Below are 13,896 nucleotides of genomic sequence, written 5' to 3'. Positions count from 1 at the left end.
GCTCAGACCTCGATGGTTTTGGGACGGCGGCGGTCGTACCAGATCGCGATCAGCAGCCGGGTGACGAAGATCGCGGTGAAGACCGAGGTGACGATGCCGAGGCCGAGGGTGATGGCGAAACCGCGCACCGGACCCGAGCCCATGACATAGAGGATGATCGCCGTGATGATGGTGGTCAGGTTGGCGTCGATGATCGCCGACAGCGCCTTCTCGTAGCCGAGCTCGATCGCCCGGGCCGGGCCGCGCGCGGTCTTCAGCTCCTCGCGGATGCGCTCGAAGATCAGCACGTTGGCGTCGACCGCCATGCCGACGGTCAGCACGATGCCGGCGATGCCGGGCAGCGTGAGCGTCGCGCCGATGAGCGACAGCAGGCCGAAGATCAGGCCGATGTTCACGATCAGCGCGATATTGGCGAAGACCCCGAAGAGACCGTAGCTCGCCCACATGAAGCCGAGCACCGCGACGAAGGCCACGCCGGTCGCCAGCTTGCCCGCGTCGATGCTGTCCTGCCCAAGTTCCGGGCCGATGGTCCGTTCCTCGAGGAAGTCGAGCCCGGCGGGCAGCGCGCCCGCGCGCAGCAGCACGGCGAGATTGGTCGATTCCTCGACGGTGAAGTTGCCGGTGATGATGCCCGAGCCGCCGGGGATGTGGCTCTGGATCACCGGGGCCGAGATCACCTCGTCATCGAGCACGATGGCGAAGGGCGAGCCGATGTTGGCGGCGGTGTAGTCGCCGAACTTGCGCGCGCCGGTGGGGTTGAAGCGGAAGGTCACCGCCGGACGGCCGTTCTGGTCGAAGCTGGGCTGGCTGTCGGTCAGCTCCTCGCCGGTGACGACGGGGGCCTGCTCGAGCACGTAGAAGACGCCCTGCTCGTCCATCGCCGGCAGCAGCTCGTTGCCGACGCCGGGGGTGGTGTCGGCGTTGGTGGTGCGGCTGACGACCGGCTGGAAGGTCAGCTGCGCGGTGGTGCCGATGATGTCCTTCAGCTCGGCGGCCGAGCCGATGCCCGGCACCTGGATGAGGATGCGGTCGTTGCCCTGCCGCTGGATCGTCGGCTCGCGCGTGCCGACCTCGTCGATGCGGCGGCGGATGATCTCGAGCGACTGCTGCATGGTGCGCTCGTCGGTGGCCTGCTTCTCGGCGTCCGAGAGGGTCACGACGATCTCGTCGCCCTGCCCCGAGACCTGCAGGTCGTTCGAGCCCGCGCCGGTCAGCGTGGTCACCGGCCGCGCGAGGCCGCGCACCAGCTCCAGCGCCCGGGTCATGCCCTCGGGGTTGGAGATGCGCACGCGCAGCTCGCCGGGGGTGGCCGGCTGCAGGCGGATGGTGCCGACGGTCTCGCGCTCGGGGCGCAGGATGTCGCGCACGTCGGGCCAGAGCGCCTCGAGGCGCGAGGCGTAGACGTCGGCGACCTTCACCTCGGCGAGCAGGTGCGCGCCGCCGCGCAGGTCGAGGCCAAGGTTGACCAGCCCCGAGGGCAGCCAGCTCGGCCAGCCGGCGGCGGCCGCCTCGCGCTCGGGCGTGGCGCCCGATTTCTCGATCGCGGCAACGGCGTCGTTGTGAGATTCTACACGGCTGTAGAAGAGGTTAGGGCTGGCCAAGGCCAGCCCTACGATCACGAGCGCCCAGATTGTCAGGCGTTTCCAAAGATCGATCTGAAGCATTGTCTGGAGCGCTTTCCCGTTGGGATCAGGATTCGGCGGGCTCGGTCTTCGACAGGACCTGCGCGACGGTGCTCTGGATCACGCGGACCTTGACGCCCTCGGCGATCTCGACCTCGACCTCGCCGCCTTCCTTGACCTTCACGACCTTGCCGATCAGACCGCCCTGGGTGACGATCTGGTCGCCGCGGCGCAGGGCGCCGACCATCTTCTGGTGCTCCTTGACCTTCTTCTGCTGGGGACGGATCAGCAGGAAGTACATGATGCCGAAGATCAGGATCAGGGGGACGAACTGGGCGACTGCGCTGCCATCCATGGGCGGGCTCCTCTTTGTGTCTATGGGGGCTCCCCCCCGCAAAATTTGGCCGGAACCTATGTGCGATCCTCCGCCGATGCAAGGCGCGATGGCGCTGCGGCAGCCCGCATGCGCCTCCCGCGGCACGGTGGACGCACACCGCCCCGCGCCCTAGACTGTCCTGCGCCTGGCAGGGAAAGGTCGGACGGCATGACATTTCGAAGCCTCGCCGCGCATCTGCCCCGCCTCTTTGCGCTGCTGATCGTCCTGCCCGCCGCGGCGGACGACCTGCCGCCGCTGCCGCCCGCGGATCACGCCGCCTGGCACGCCATCGGCCGGGTCAACACCCGCGGCTACAACCGGCGCGGCATGTGCTCGGGCACGCTCATCGCCCCCGATCTCGTGCTCACCGCCGCGCATTGCGTCGCCGGGCCAGAGGGCGATCCGGTCGCGCCCGAACGGCTGCATTTCGTCGCCGGCTGGTTCGGCGGCAACTATGCCGACCATTCCGAGGTCGCCTCCTACGAGGTCCACCCCGGCGCCTACAGGACCCACACGCTCGACATCGAGCACGACGTCGCCCTGCTCACGCTCGCCCGCCCGCTCGAAGTGCCACCGCTTACGCTCGGCGCCGCGCCCGCGCCGCCCTTCGCCCTCGTCGGCTACCATGACCTGCGGCCCAACCGGCTCTCGGCGCGCTTCGACTGCACCGGCGCGCGCGACCATGCGCTGCTGCGCCTCGACTGCCCGGTGCGGCCCGGAAACTCGGGCGGGCCGGTGCTGGTGCGCGAGGGCGGCGACTGGCGGGTCATCGGCGTCGTGAGCGCGACGAATGCGCAAACCAGCCTCGCCGTGCCGGTGGATGAGTGGCTCAGGGCTCGTCTTACGCGCGGCTCCCCCTACACTCCCTGAGCGAAACAGGGCATAACCCGCGCGAGTCGCAGACAAAGAGGACGAGACCGATGCATGACATCCGCGCCATTCGCGAAAACCCCGCCGCCTTCGACGCGGCGCTCTCGCGCCGGGGTGTGGAGAATGCCTCGTCTCCCCTGCTCGCGCTCGACGAGGAGCGCCGCGCCGCGATCCACGCCGCCGAGACCGCGCAGGCCGCGCAGAACGCCGCATCGAAGGACGTGGGCAAGGCCAAGGCCAGCGGCGACGAAGCCGAGTTCGAGCGCCTGCGCGCGCTGGTCGCCGAGAAGAAGGCCGAGGTCGCCGAGATGCAGGCCCGCGCCAAGGAACTCGACGCGCAGCTTGCCGACGTGCTGATGGGCATCCCCAACCTGCCGTTCGAGGACACGCCGGACGGCGAAGACGAGAGCGACAACGTCGAGATCCGCCGCTGGGGCACGCCGAAGTCCTTCGACTTCGCGCCGAAGGAGCATTACGAGCTGCCCGCCGTGATCCCCGGCATGGATTTCGAGACCGCCGCCAAGCTCTCGGGCGCGCGCTTCGTGGTGCTGACCGGCGCCATCGCCCGCGTCCACCGCGCACTGGCGCAGTTCATGCTCGACACCCATGTCGAGGAGAACGGCCTGTCCGAGACCTGGACCCCCGTGCTGGTGCGCGAGGAGATGATGCTGGGCACCGGCCAGCTGCCGAAATTCGGCGAGGACAGCTACCAGACCCGCGAGGGCTGGTGGCTGGTGCCGACCGCCGAGGTGACGCTGACCAACATCGTCAACGGCCTGACCGTCGACGAGGCCAGCCTGCCGCGCCGCTACGTCGCCCACACCCAGTGCTTCCGCTCCGAGGCGGGCTCGGCCGGGCGTGACACCGCCGGCATGCTGCGCCAGCACCAGTTCGAGAAGGTCGAGATGGTCTCGATCACCCATCCCGAGACCTCGCGCGACGAGCTCGACCGGATGACCAGATGCGCCGAGGGCATCCTCGAGAAGCTCGGCCTGCCCTATCGCACCGTGGCGCTCTGCACCGGCGACATGGGCTTCGGTGCGCGCCGCACCCATGACATCGAGGTCTGGCTGCCCGGCCAGAACCAGTACCGCGAGATCAGCTCGGTCTCGGTCTGCGGCGATTTCCAGGCGCGCCGGATGAACGCCCGCTTCAAGCCGTCGGAAGGCGGCAAGCCGGAGTTCCTGCACACGCTGAACGGCTCCGGCCTCGCCGTCGGGCGCTGCCTGATCGCGGTGCTCGAGAACGGCCAGCAGGAGGACGGCTCGGTCGTCCTGCCCGAGGCGCTGCACCCCTGGCTGCGCGGCAAGACCCGCATCGCCGCCGACGGCACGCTGGTCTGAGGGGGCGGGGTCCGAGATGATCTGGGTCCGGCCGCTCCTGCTGTTCCTCGCGGCGCTGGGGTTCGCGGCCTCGCCGCTGGTCTTTCCCGGATTCAACGGCTTCGCGCCCGACGCCTTTCCGGTGCCGCAGATCGACCCGCCGGTGCAGCCGGCTGGCTATGCCTTCGCCATCTGGGGGCTGATCTACATCTGGCTGGTCGCCGGCACCGGCTTCGGCCTGTTCCGGCGCTCCGACGACTACGACTGGATGTCGCACCGCGAGCCGCTGCTGGTCAGCCTCGCGGTGGGCATCTTCTGGCTGCCGGTCGCACAGGTCTCGCCGCTGGCCTCCACCGCGATGATCTGGGTGATGCTGGCCACCGCGCTGGTCGCCCTCTTCCGCACCGGCGACATGGACCGCTGGTGGCAGATCGCGCCGATCGCGCTCTACGCGGGCTGGCTCACCGCCGCTTCCTGCGTCTCGATCGGCATCCTGCTTGCCGGCTACGGCCTGCTGCCCGAGACGCCCTCGGCCCTGCTCGCGCTGGCGCTGGCGCTGGCGATCTCGGTGGTCGTGCAATACCGGCTGCACCGCGCGCCGCTCTACGGCATCACGGTGATCTGGGCGCTGGTCGGGGTGATCGTCGCCAACGCAAGCCCGCTCAATTTCGCGGTCGCGGGGCTCGCCGCCGCAGGCATCTTCGCGATCCTCGCGCTGCGCGGCACCGACACGGAGTAAGGCGCGCCAGACCCGCGCCGCGCCCGGCGCCGCCGCCGGACCGCCTCCGGCGGGCGTATTTGAAAAGAGAAGAAGCAGGGGCGGAGCGCCGTTCCCTGCTTCTTCTCTTTTGAAAATACGCAATATCCTGCCCGCGCCATTCCGAACATGGCGTGGGAAATGTTCCAATGACTTCCCACATTATCGCGACAGTCTTCTGGGGCTATCTCTGGCGCATCACACGGGGCGCCGCGCGGTGCGGCGCCCGGACCGGAGAGACCCAATGACCAACATCCTGCAATCGCTGGGCTTCGGCTCGGCCAATTCCATCCAGACCGCCGCCTTTATCCTGCGCGTGACGCTGGGCGCCCTGTTCCTCGCCCACGCCTGGCTGAAGGTCTTCGTCTTCACCCCGGCGGGTGCCGCGCAGTATTTCGCCTCGCTCGGCGTGCCGGGCTTCGTCGCCTATCTCACCATCGCCGCCGAGGTGCTGGGCGGGCTTGCGCTGATCCTCGGCGTCCAGACCAGCCTCGTGTCGCTGCTGCTGATCCCCGTGCTGCTCGGCGCCGCCATCCTCGCCCACGGGCCGAACGGCTTCTGGTTCACCAACGCCAACGGCGGCTGGGAATATCCAGCCTTCTGGGCCGTCGCGCTGCTGGTGCAGGCGCTTCTCGGCGGCGGGCTGCTGGCCGTCACCCGGGGTTGAGACCTTCCCCTCGAAAAGAAAAGGCGCCGGAGCGGAAGCCCCGGCGCCTTTTCATGTCCCGCGAAGAGGGCCTCAGCCTTTCTGCTTCGGGAGCTTGCCGAGGTGCTTCTTGAGCGCTCCAGCATTCCGTTCCCGGCGGCCCTTGTAGGGGTTCTTGTCGCCCTGCCCGCGCAGCGTCAGGCGGATCGGCGTGCCGGGCATGTCGAAGGCCTCGCGCAGACCGTTCACCAGGTAGCGCGTGTAGCTCTCGGGCATGTCCTGCGGCCGCGAGCACATGACGACGAATCCCGGCGGGCGGGTCTTGGCCTGGGTCATGTAGCGCAGCTTGATGCGGCGGCCCTGCGGCGCGGGCGGCGGGTGCGAGGAGACCATGCCCTCGAGCCAGCGGTTCAGCTGGCCGGTCGAGACGCGGCGGTTCCAGGTGGTCCAGGCCTTCATGATCGCGGCGTTGAGCCGGTCGAGCCCGCGCCCGGTCTTGGCCGAGACGGTCACCAGCGGCGCGCCGCGCAGCTGCGGCAGCAGCCGGTCGAAGGCCTCCTTGAGCGCGGCCAGCTTCTCCTGCTTGTGCTCCTCGAAGTCCCACTTGTTGACGGCGACGACCACCGCGCGGCCCTCGCGTTCGGCGAGGTCGGCGATGCGCAGGTCCTGCTGCTCGAAGGGGATGGCGGCGTCGAGCAGCACCACCACGACCTCGGCGAACTTCACCGCGCGCAGACCGTCGGAAACCGAGAGTTTCTCGAGCTTTTCCTGCACCTTGGCGCGCTTGCGCATGCCGGCGGTGTCGAAGATGCGCATCGGCACGCCCTCCCAGTCCATCCGGACCGAGATGGCATCGCGGGTGATCCCGGCCTCGGGGCCGGTCAGCAGCCGCTCCTCGCCGAGGATCTTGTTGATCAGCGTCGACTTGCCGGCGTTCGGGCGGCCCACCACGGCGATCTGCAGCGGCTTGGTCGCGGTCGGCATGACCAGCTTGCCCTCGCCGTCCTCGTCGTCGAACTCCTCCTCCTCGAGGTCGAGCTCGGTCTCGGGCGCTTCCTCGGCGGCGCGCTCGGCAAAGGCGTCGGCCAGCGGCATCAGCGCGGAATAGAGCTCGGGCAGGCCCTCGCCATGCTCGGCTGAGAGCCGGATCGGCTCGCCGAGGCCGAGGCTGTAGGCCTCGATCACGCCGGCATCGGCGGCCGAGCCTTCGCCCTTGTTGGCGGCGAGGATCACGTGGGCGGAACGCTTGCGCAGGATCTCGGCGAAGACCTCGTCGGTCGGGGTCACGCCGACGCGGGCGTCGATCATGAAGAGGCAGACGTCGGCCATGTCCACGGCGCGCTCGGTCAGCTTGCGCATGCGGCCCTGCAGCGACTCGTCGGTGGCCTCCTCGAGGCCGGCCGTGTCGATCACGGTGAAGCGCAGGTCGCCCAGCTTGCCCTCGCCCTCGCGCAGGTCGCGCGTGACGCCGGGCTGGTCGTCGACCAGCGCCAGCCGCTTGCCGACCAGGCGGTTGAACAGGGTGGACTTGCCAACGTTGGGGCGGCCGACGATGGCGAGGGAGAATGTCATGGCACGCACCTCTTGCGGATTCAAACCCCGCCTTTACCGCAAAGCGTCGGCGGGAGAAAGGGATCATCGGCCCTTCCGGTGCGGCGGGCGCGGATGGGGGCTCCGCCCCCGCCCTTCGGGCTCCCCCGGGATATTTGGAACATATGGAAGACGGGGCGCGGCGACCTGGTCTTCTTCTCTTTCCAAATACGCAAATTCGAACGCAAACGCCCGCGCCACCCGTCGGGGCGGCGCGGGCGCGTTTCGGCCTGGCGGCTTACTTCAGATCGTCCGGCAGCAGGGCGTCCGGCAGGTTCTGGTAGCTGACCGGGCGCAGGAAGCGGCGGATCGAGAGGGTGCCCACGGAGGTGGCGCCGAAGTTGGTGCTCGCGGGGTAAGGCCCGCCGTGGACCATCGCCTCGGAGACCTCGACCCCGGTCGGGAAGCCGTTGACCAGCACCCGGCCGGCCTTGCGCTCGAGCACCGGCATCAGCCGCTGTGCGAGGGCCGTGTCGCCTTCGTCCATGTGGATCGTCGCGGTCAGCTGGCCCTCGAAGCCCTTGGCGAGCTCCTGCATTTCCTCGGCGCCGGAGACCCGCACCACGAGCCCGAGCGGGCCGAAGACTTCCTCGCCAAGCGCATGATCCTGCAGGTAATTCTCAGCATCCGTCTCGAAGAGGTTGGGCAGCGCGCTGCGCCCCTCGCTGTCTGTGGTCAGCACCGGCTTGACGGCATTGCGCCCGTCGAAGCGGGATTTACCGTCCTTATACGCTTTCGCGATACCGTCGGTGAGCATGCATTGGGCGGACACGCTCTTCAACGCCTCGGCGGCGGCGGCGACGAATGCGTCGCCCTCGGGGCCCGTCTCCACCACGGCGATGCCGGGGTTGGTGCAGAACTGGCCGGCGCCCATGGTGAGCGATCCGGCCCAGCCGGTGCCGATCTCGGCGCCGCGCGCTTTCACGGCCTCGGGAAGGAGGAACATCGGGTTGACAGAGCCAAGCTCGCCGAAGAAGGGGATCGGCACCTCGCGCTGCGCGCAGAGGTCAAACAGGGCACGACCGCCGCCGAGCGAGCCGGTGAAGCCCACCGCATTGATCAGCGGATGCTGCACCAGCGCCTGGCCGACGTCGCGCTTGCCGCCCTGAACGAGGGAGAAGACGCCCTTGGGCATGCCGCACTTGATGATGGCGGCGAGGATGGCTTCCGCGACGATCTCGCCGGTGCCGGGGTGCGCGCCATGGCCCTTCACGACCACCGGGCAGCCCGCGGCCAGCGCCGCGGCGGTATCGCCGCCGGCGGTGGAGAAGGCGAGCGGGAAGTTCGAGGCGCCAAACACGGCGACCGGGCCGATCGGGCGCATCACCATCCTGATGTCGGGGCGCGGCAGCGGCTTGCGCTCGGGCAGCGCCTCGTCGTGGCGGCGGTCGAGGTAGTCGCCCTTGAGGATGTGGCTGGCGAAGAGCCGCAGCTGGCCGGTGGTGCGGCCGCGCTCGCCCTGGAGCCGCGCCTCGGGCAGGCCGGTCTCCTGCGTGCCGATCTCGGTGATCGCCTCGGCGCGGGCCTCGATCTCGTCGGCGATGGCGTTCAGGAACTCGGCGCGGGCGGCGCGGGTGGTGTAGCCATAGGTCCAGAAGGCCTCCTCGGCGGCCTTGCAGGCCGCGTCGACCAGCGCCGGGGTGCCGACCGAGAAGTCATGGCTCGGCCCGTGCGCCGGCTCGGAGGTGAATGTGGTCTCGCCGGCCACCCACTCGCCCGCGATCAGGTGCTTGCCGTGCGGGGTGAAGACGGATTTGTCGAGCATCGAAATGTCCTTTCGGCTGTCGTCGCCCGGATCGGGCTCCGCTTGGAATCGCACTTGGTATACCAGCATCGGGCCGAGGGGCGTCAAGCGCGGCTTGCCGCAAGCCGGTCCCGGCAAGGCTGATGAGGTGCCGTGGGTCGATGCCTGCGCCGGTACCGACCTTGCGAAGGCGATCCTGCGAGAGCGCGGTCCGGAAGGACGGTTGCCATTGCTGCGCGGATCGGGGTCGCGCAGCCCATGCCTGCCGCCTCCGTGCGACGGGCGCATCGCAAGAGTAAGTTCGGCGCAGCCTGACGCGCGGCACGCGATACGAAGTCTTGCAGCATCATTGGGAGGTCGGTTGGAAGGGAAGGATGGCCATGATCCGCGGGACGCAGCGCCCGGACGGGGCGCCGCGTCCCCGGTCATGCCTCGGGTCGCGGGACGAGTCTTGTCTGGGCCCGCGGCACCGGCCGGATCGGGTCTCTCTGGCTAGCGCGAGTTCCTGTCGTCCTCCTTCGCATCCGTGAGGGCGAGGATCAGGACCGCGATGACGATGAGAGCGGCCAACCCGACGATAAAGATATCGATGGTCATGGCTGTCTCCTGCTGTGCTTGCATCTGGAACGCGGCAGCGCGGGGGCGGTTCCGGAACAGAATGTCGCAGATCCGTGTTAATCTCGGGCAAGCAGAGGAAAGGCGGCATCATGCTCATCTCGCTCTCGGACCTTCTCACCTGGCGGCTCACCGGGGGCGAGAGGGACTTTGTCCTGCAGGACCTGCTCTTCGATCCGGACGGGCGGAAACTGGCCTGGGCCATCGTCGCCCCCGCCGGCTTTGCCGCCGCCGAGCGGTTGCTGGTCGCCGCCTCGTCGCTCGGCCTGCCCGAGGCGGGGGAGCGCAGCCTGCCGCTGCACGTCAGCGAGGACGAACTGCAGCGCGCGCCGCACATGCAGGGCGGGCGCGAGGACATGCTGGCGCTGATGGCGACCATGCCGCCGCTGGTGGTCGGCCCCTTCGGCTCGCCGCACGCGCCGCTGCCGCTCGCCGATGCCCCGGAGGCCGAGGCCGACCCGCGCTGGCAGGCGGCGCTCGAGCGCTACGAGAGCCTTGCCGACTGGATCGGCAAGCCGGTCTTTGCCCGCGACGGCGAGGCGGGCAGCGTCAGCGACCTGCTCTACGATGCCGCGCGCGACCGGCTCAGCCATATCGTCGTCGACAATGGCCGCTTCTTCGGCCACGAGCGGCGGGTGGTGCCGCTCTTCGAGATGCAGACCCACGCCGATCACGCCCATGGCGGGCATATCGTGATGGACCTCTCGCTGGCGCAGATCGAGGCCGCGCCGCGGGTGGCGGACATGGTTGCCGCCTGATCCGGGCCGGCCCTAGCGGTCAGCAAAAGGCCCGAGCGCGGCCTCTGCCTCGGCGGCGTCGAGCTGGCAGCTGGCGTCGCGCCTAGCTCGCGCGGCGGCCACCAGCGCGCGGAAGAGCTGGCGGTGGGCGCGGCGGTAGACGAGGTACTCGGGGTGCCACTGCACGCCAAGGGCGAAAGGATCACTCAGCCGCTCGACCGCCTGCACCATGCCGCCATCGTCGCGTCCGGCCACGCGCAGCCCCTCGCCCACCCGGTCTACCGCCTGCGAATGCAGCGCGTTGACCCTGAGGCAGGGCGCGCGCGCCGTGTGCGAGAGCAGCGTCCCCGCGATCACGTCGACCTTCTTGCGCGGCAGCACGGTGCGGAAACGGCGCGAGGGGTGCACCGCGTAGGCGTCGCCGTGGAGGGACCCACCCAGCACCACGTTGAGCATCTGCGCGCCGCGGCAGATGCCGAGGATCGGCAGGTTGCGCGCGAAGGCGCCGCGCAGCACCCGCTGCTCGAGCGCGTCGCGGGCGGGATCGAGCCGCACGTCAAGGGTCAGCTCGCCGCCGTAGAGCGCCGGCTGGATGTCGTCGCCGCCGCCGATGACCACGCCGTGCACCGCGTCGAGATCGACCTCGCGCCGTCCGGTCTGCCAGCGCAGCGCCCTGCCCCCGGCCAGCCAGACGGCGAAGGCCATGAAGGGAAAGACGCGCCAGCCCGAACGGCGCGACACGGTCACGCCGATCAGGGGTCGCACAGGCCCGCCCCCTGCAGCAGGTGCTCAACCCGGAACGACCAGTCCATGCGGATCGAGGTGAGCGACTCGCGGTGGTCGCGCCAGGCGGCACAGAGGCTCTGCAGCAGCGCCTCGTCCGCCGCCACCGTCTCGACCAGCACCCAGCGGTTCCATTCCTGCGCCAGCGTCCAGCCGGGCTCGTCGATGCGGCAATCGGGCAGGCGCCAGTGGAAGGTCGGCCGGGGCGAGACCAGCTCCATGTCCACCGCCGCCGCCACGCGCGGCTCGTCGATCAGCGCGAAGAGGCAGAGCATGTCGAGCCCGTGGTTGCGCGACGGCGCCAGCGAAAGATAGGTGTCGATGAGCTCGGTCATCGTGGCGGGCGGGTCCTCGGCCGCCAGCCGGTCGACCAGCGCGCGCGGATAGGGGGCGACCCAGGTCATCACGCGGCGGGTAAAATCGGTGCCGGCGATGCGCTTGAGGTAATCCTCGAGCAGCGCATGGGCGGTCACCACGGGCATCACGTCCGCATAGGCGGTCGAGACGACCTCGGGGTTGAAATGCAGGCCGAAGGCGGAAAGCACGCCCGAGCCGGTGCCCTCGGCCCCGGCCTCGCGCAGCGCGACGATGGCGCGGTCGAACTCGGCGATCTGCGCGACCTCGAGCGGGTCCGAGACGATCTCGACCGGCACCACGGCGCGGGCAAGGTCGCGGATCTGCCCGCCGACCCCGTCATGCTCGAGCCGTTCGAGCGGGCGGCTGTCGAGGTAGACCTCGAAGGCCCCCATGCCGCCGCCCGAGACCTTCCAGTGCCCGCGCCGCTCCTCGCGGGCGGAGCCGCCAAGCTGGCGCACGAGGATGCGTGCGACCTGCGCCTCGGTGAGGCCGGAGAATTCGAGCTCGACCCCGACGCGGCGCGGCCTGCCCTCGGCGGTGTCGGGGCGCGGCAGGGGCAGCGGGCTGGCGAGGTCAGAAGTCCGGGACATTCGGCATGCCCTGCGGGATCGTCGGGTCGGGGGTGAACTCGACCAGCGCGAAGCTGATGCTGACGCGGTAGTCGCCGTTCTCGGTCCAGCCCTGCTCGAGCGGGCCGCCGAGCTGGGTGGCGAAGGCCTGCATGAGCTTGGAGCCGAGCCCGGCGATCTCTCCGGGCTGGCGCTGCTCGGGCGAGGCCTCGGGCGCGTCCTGGTTGCGGGCCGAGTTGATCACCTCGAGCTCGGCGCGGCCGCCCGGCAGGCGCGCGAGGCGGATCGAGACCCGGGTCACCCCGTCGGGCCCGGGCCCCGCGTATTTCATCGCGTTGGTCATCGCCTCGGCGGTGAGCAGCGACAGCGGCACCGCCTGGTCGGGCACCGCCTCGATGTCGTCGGCGGCGATGGTCAGGTTGACCCGCCGCCCGCTCACCTCGGACATCTGTTCCATCTGCCCGACGAGGTCCTTCAGCAGGTGCCCGGCGTTGACGTGGCCGAGGTCCTCGGTCTGGTAGAGGTTTCGGTGGATCGTGGCGAGGCTGCGCACCCGGTCCTGCAGGCGCTGCAGGATGGCGCGGGTCTCGTCGCTGCGCGACTGGCGGATCTGCATGTTCATGATCGAGGAGATCAGCTGGAGGTTGTTCTTCACCCGGTGGTGGACCTCCTTCAGCAGGATGGTCTTCTCGCGCAGCGCGTTCTCCTGCTGCGCCTCGTCGCGCAGGATCGCGTCGGCCATGTCGAGGAAATCGTCCTCCATGTCCGCCAGTTCCGCCGGCATCGCCTCGTCGCGCAGCGCCGGAACCCGGCGCGACAGGGCAAAGGCGCGCATCCGCCGCGACAGGCGCTTGATGTGGCGGATCACCAGCCGGTTCACCGCGAGGAAGGCGACGATCACCGAGGCCGCCCACATCAAGAACGGCAGCGCCGCCGCCACGAAGGCAAGGCCGTTGACGCTGATCGCCTGCGCCTCGGCGTTCTCGCGGCTCCAGATGCCGACGGCGTGGATCATCCCGGGCACCAGCGGCGCGGCGGCATAGACGCGGGTCTCGCCATCGACGCTGCGGGCGGCGAAGCTCTGCGACTTCGCGCCGACGAGGCTCTGCAGGTCGAGATCGGCGGGCAGGATGCTGGCGACCTTGTCGATGTCGGTGCGCGAGGTCAGGATCTCGCCCTGCTCGTTGATCGTGATGAGGTCGTGGAAATCGTTCGGCCCCGGCGCGTCATGGCCGCGCGGCAGCAGCACGGCGGGCACCGAGAGCAGCACGTGGCCGGCAAGCTCGCCGCCGACGAAATAGGGTTGCGCCACCACGATGACCGAGCGCTGGCTGATCGGCCCGTAGGTGTTGAGCCAGGCGGTCGCGCCGGGCTGGTCGACGATGTGCAGCAGGCGCGGATAGTCGCGCGCGTTCATCTCGACCCCGCGCGAATTGCAGGAGACGTCGCCATCGAGCGTCATGATGCCGGCAAAGCTGTAGCCCGGCGAGGCGCCGAGGTAGCCGGCCAGCTGGTCGGAGCATGTCTGCGGATCGCCGATGTTCTGGCCCAGCGTCGCGCCGATGGCCTGCGCCCCGCCCTGCGCGCGCAGCACCGTCTCCCGCTCGCCGAGCGCGGCGGCCTCGGTCAGCGCGACGAGGCTCAGCTGCGAGCGCAGGCGGGTTTCCTCCGCCAACTTGCTTGTCTGGAAATAGGCGACCACCCCGATCGGGACGAGGGCCAGCGACAGGAACAGGATGATCCGGGCGGCCAGTCCGGTCGGCCTGTGCCGCCAAACGCCTGCGACTGGTTTCATGACACCTCTATCCGCTCTGCCCGCCCACCGGACCGGCAGGGTCCGCGCCCTGCCGTGTCCCGGCTCCTTCACGGCGCCCCGAGGGGCGCCGACGTCTCTTCGGCCGTGCCGGC

The 13,896-nt window shown here is 69.9% G+C and carries 12 protein-coding genes; 5 read left to right on the top strand and 7 right to left on the bottom strand.

The window, feature by feature from the left end:
• Window positions 1-2: 2 nt before the first annotated feature.
• Complete coding sequence (gene secD, locus PVT71_RS11400; RefSeq protein WP_353471905.1) at window positions 3-1,664, bottom strand: protein translocase subunit SecD; 1,662 nt, start codon at window positions 1,662-1,664, stop codon at window positions 3-5.
• 25 nt (window positions 1,665-1,689) lie between these two features.
• On the bottom strand, window positions 1,690-1,977 hold the full coding sequence (yajC, locus tag PVT71_RS11395; RefSeq protein WP_353471904.1) for a preprotein translocase subunit YajC: 288 nt from the start codon (window positions 1,975-1,977) through the stop codon (window positions 1,690-1,692).
• 189 nt (window positions 1,978-2,166) lie between these two features.
• Here yajC and PVT71_RS11390 point away from each other — a divergent pair, with 189 nt between their 5' ends.
• From PVT71_RS11390 to PVT71_RS11375, 4 genes are all read left to right on the top strand, one after another.
• Complete coding sequence (locus PVT71_RS11390; protein ID WP_353471903.1) at window positions 2,167-2,868, top strand: serine protease; 702 nt, start codon at window positions 2,167-2,169, stop codon at window positions 2,866-2,868.
• A 50-nt stretch (window positions 2,869-2,918) separates the two neighbouring features.
• The gene (gene serS / locus PVT71_RS11385; RefSeq protein WP_353471902.1) at window positions 2,919-4,211 is read left to right on the top strand and encodes a serine--tRNA ligase; all 1,293 of its coding nucleotides are present in this window, start codon (window positions 2,919-2,921) and stop codon (window positions 4,209-4,211) included.
• A 16-nt stretch (window positions 4,212-4,227) separates the two neighbouring features.
• On the top strand, window positions 4,228-4,929 hold the full coding sequence (locus PVT71_RS11380) for a hypothetical protein (protein ID WP_353471901.1): 702 nt from the start codon (window positions 4,228-4,230) through the stop codon (window positions 4,927-4,929).
• Between the two features lie 262 nt (window positions 4,930-5,191).
• Entirely contained in the window at window positions 5,192-5,614 is a 423-nt protein-coding gene (locus tag PVT71_RS11375) for a DoxX family protein (RefSeq protein ID WP_353471900.1), read from the top strand.
• A 72-nt stretch (window positions 5,615-5,686) separates the two neighbouring features.
• On the opposite strand, the gene der is transcribed toward PVT71_RS11375, so the two are convergent.
• Both der and PVT71_RS11365 read right to left on the bottom strand, forming a co-directional pair.
• Window positions 5,687-7,165, bottom strand: a complete 1,479-nt coding sequence (gene der, locus PVT71_RS11370) for a ribosome biogenesis GTPase Der (RefSeq protein ID WP_353471899.1) — start codon at window positions 7,163-7,165, stop codon at window positions 5,687-5,689.
• 256 nt (window positions 7,166-7,421) lie between these two features.
• A complete protein-coding gene (locus PVT71_RS11365; RefSeq protein ID WP_353471898.1) occupies window positions 7,422-8,948 on the bottom strand; it encodes an aldehyde dehydrogenase (NADP(+)) in 1,527 nt (508 codons plus the stop codon).
• A gap of 686 nt (window positions 8,949-9,634) precedes the next feature.
• On the opposite strand from PVT71_RS11365, the gene PVT71_RS11360 reads away from it, so the two are divergent.
• On the top strand, window positions 9,635-10,300 hold the full coding sequence (locus PVT71_RS11360) for a PRC-barrel domain-containing protein (RefSeq protein WP_353471897.1): 666 nt from the start codon (window positions 9,635-9,637) through the stop codon (window positions 10,298-10,300).
• A gap of 12 nt (window positions 10,301-10,312) precedes the next feature.
• On the opposite strand, the gene PVT71_RS11355 is transcribed toward PVT71_RS11360, so the two are convergent.
• From PVT71_RS11355 to PVT71_RS11345, 3 genes are read right to left on the bottom strand one after another with little or no spacing between them, the layout of a single operon-like run.
• Entirely contained in the window at window positions 10,313-11,044 is a 732-nt protein-coding gene (locus PVT71_RS11355) for a type 1 glutamine amidotransferase (RefSeq protein ID WP_353471896.1), read from the bottom strand.
• The gene (locus PVT71_RS11350; protein WP_353471895.1) at window positions 11,032-12,009 is read right to left on the bottom strand and encodes an amidoligase family protein; all 978 of its coding nucleotides are present in this window, start codon (window positions 12,007-12,009) and stop codon (window positions 11,032-11,034) included. Before PVT71_RS11350 ends, PVT71_RS11355 begins: the two co-directional genes overlap by 13 nt.
• Window positions 11,993-13,783: a sensor histidine kinase gene (locus tag PVT71_RS11345; protein ID WP_353471894.1), complete on the bottom strand. Its 1,791-nt coding sequence runs from the start codon at window positions 13,781-13,783 to the stop codon at window positions 11,993-11,995. Before PVT71_RS11345 ends, PVT71_RS11350 begins: the two co-directional genes overlap by 17 nt.
• Between the last annotated feature and the right edge of the window lie 113 nt (window positions 13,784-13,896).

This window comes from Salipiger sp. H15, from assembly GCF_040409955.1.
GTDB lineage: Bacteria > Pseudomonadota > Alphaproteobacteria > Rhodobacterales > Rhodobacteraceae > Salipiger.
Note: the sequence above shows the minus strand (reverse complement) of the source record. Positions and strands in the feature narration are given on the sequence as shown.

Bases quoted from the DNA above. Each gene is read 5' to 3' on its own strand.
- PVT71_RS11350 (WP_353471895.1), bottom strand. From the start codon at position 12,009: ATGTCCCGGACTTCTGACCTCGCCAGCCCGCTGCCCCTGCCGCGCCCC.
- PVT71_RS11345 (WP_353471894.1), bottom strand. From the start codon at position 13,783: ATGAAACCAGTCGCAGGCGTTTGGCGGCACAGGCCGACCGGACTGGCC.
- PVT71_RS11375 (WP_353471900.1), top strand. From the start codon at position 5,192: ATGACCAACATCCTGCAATCGCTGGGCTTCGGCTCGGCCAATTCCATC.
- PVT71_RS11360 (WP_353471897.1), top strand. From the start codon at position 9,635: ATGCTCATCTCGCTCTCGGACCTTCTCACCTGGCGGCTCACCGGGGGC.
- secD (WP_353471905.1), bottom strand. From the start codon at position 1,664: ATGCTTCAGATCGATCTTTGGAAACGCCTGACAATCTGGGCGCTCGTG.
- PVT71_RS11365 (WP_353471898.1), bottom strand. From the start codon at position 8,948: ATGCTCGACAAATCCGTCTTCACCCCGCACGGCAAGCACCTGATCGCG.
- serS (WP_353471902.1), top strand. From the start codon at position 2,919: ATGCATGACATCCGCGCCATTCGCGAAAACCCCGCCGCCTTCGACGCG.
- PVT71_RS11380 (WP_353471901.1), top strand. From the start codon at position 4,228: ATGATCTGGGTCCGGCCGCTCCTGCTGTTCCTCGCGGCGCTGGGGTTC.
- yajC (WP_353471904.1), bottom strand. From the start codon at position 1,977: ATGGATGGCAGCGCAGTCGCCCAGTTCGTCCCCCTGATCCTGATCTTC.
- der (WP_353471899.1), bottom strand. From the start codon at position 7,165: ATGACATTCTCCCTCGCCATCGTCGGCCGCCCCAACGTTGGCAAGTCC.
- PVT71_RS11390 (WP_353471903.1), top strand. From the start codon at position 2,167: ATGACATTTCGAAGCCTCGCCGCGCATCTGCCCCGCCTCTTTGCGCTG.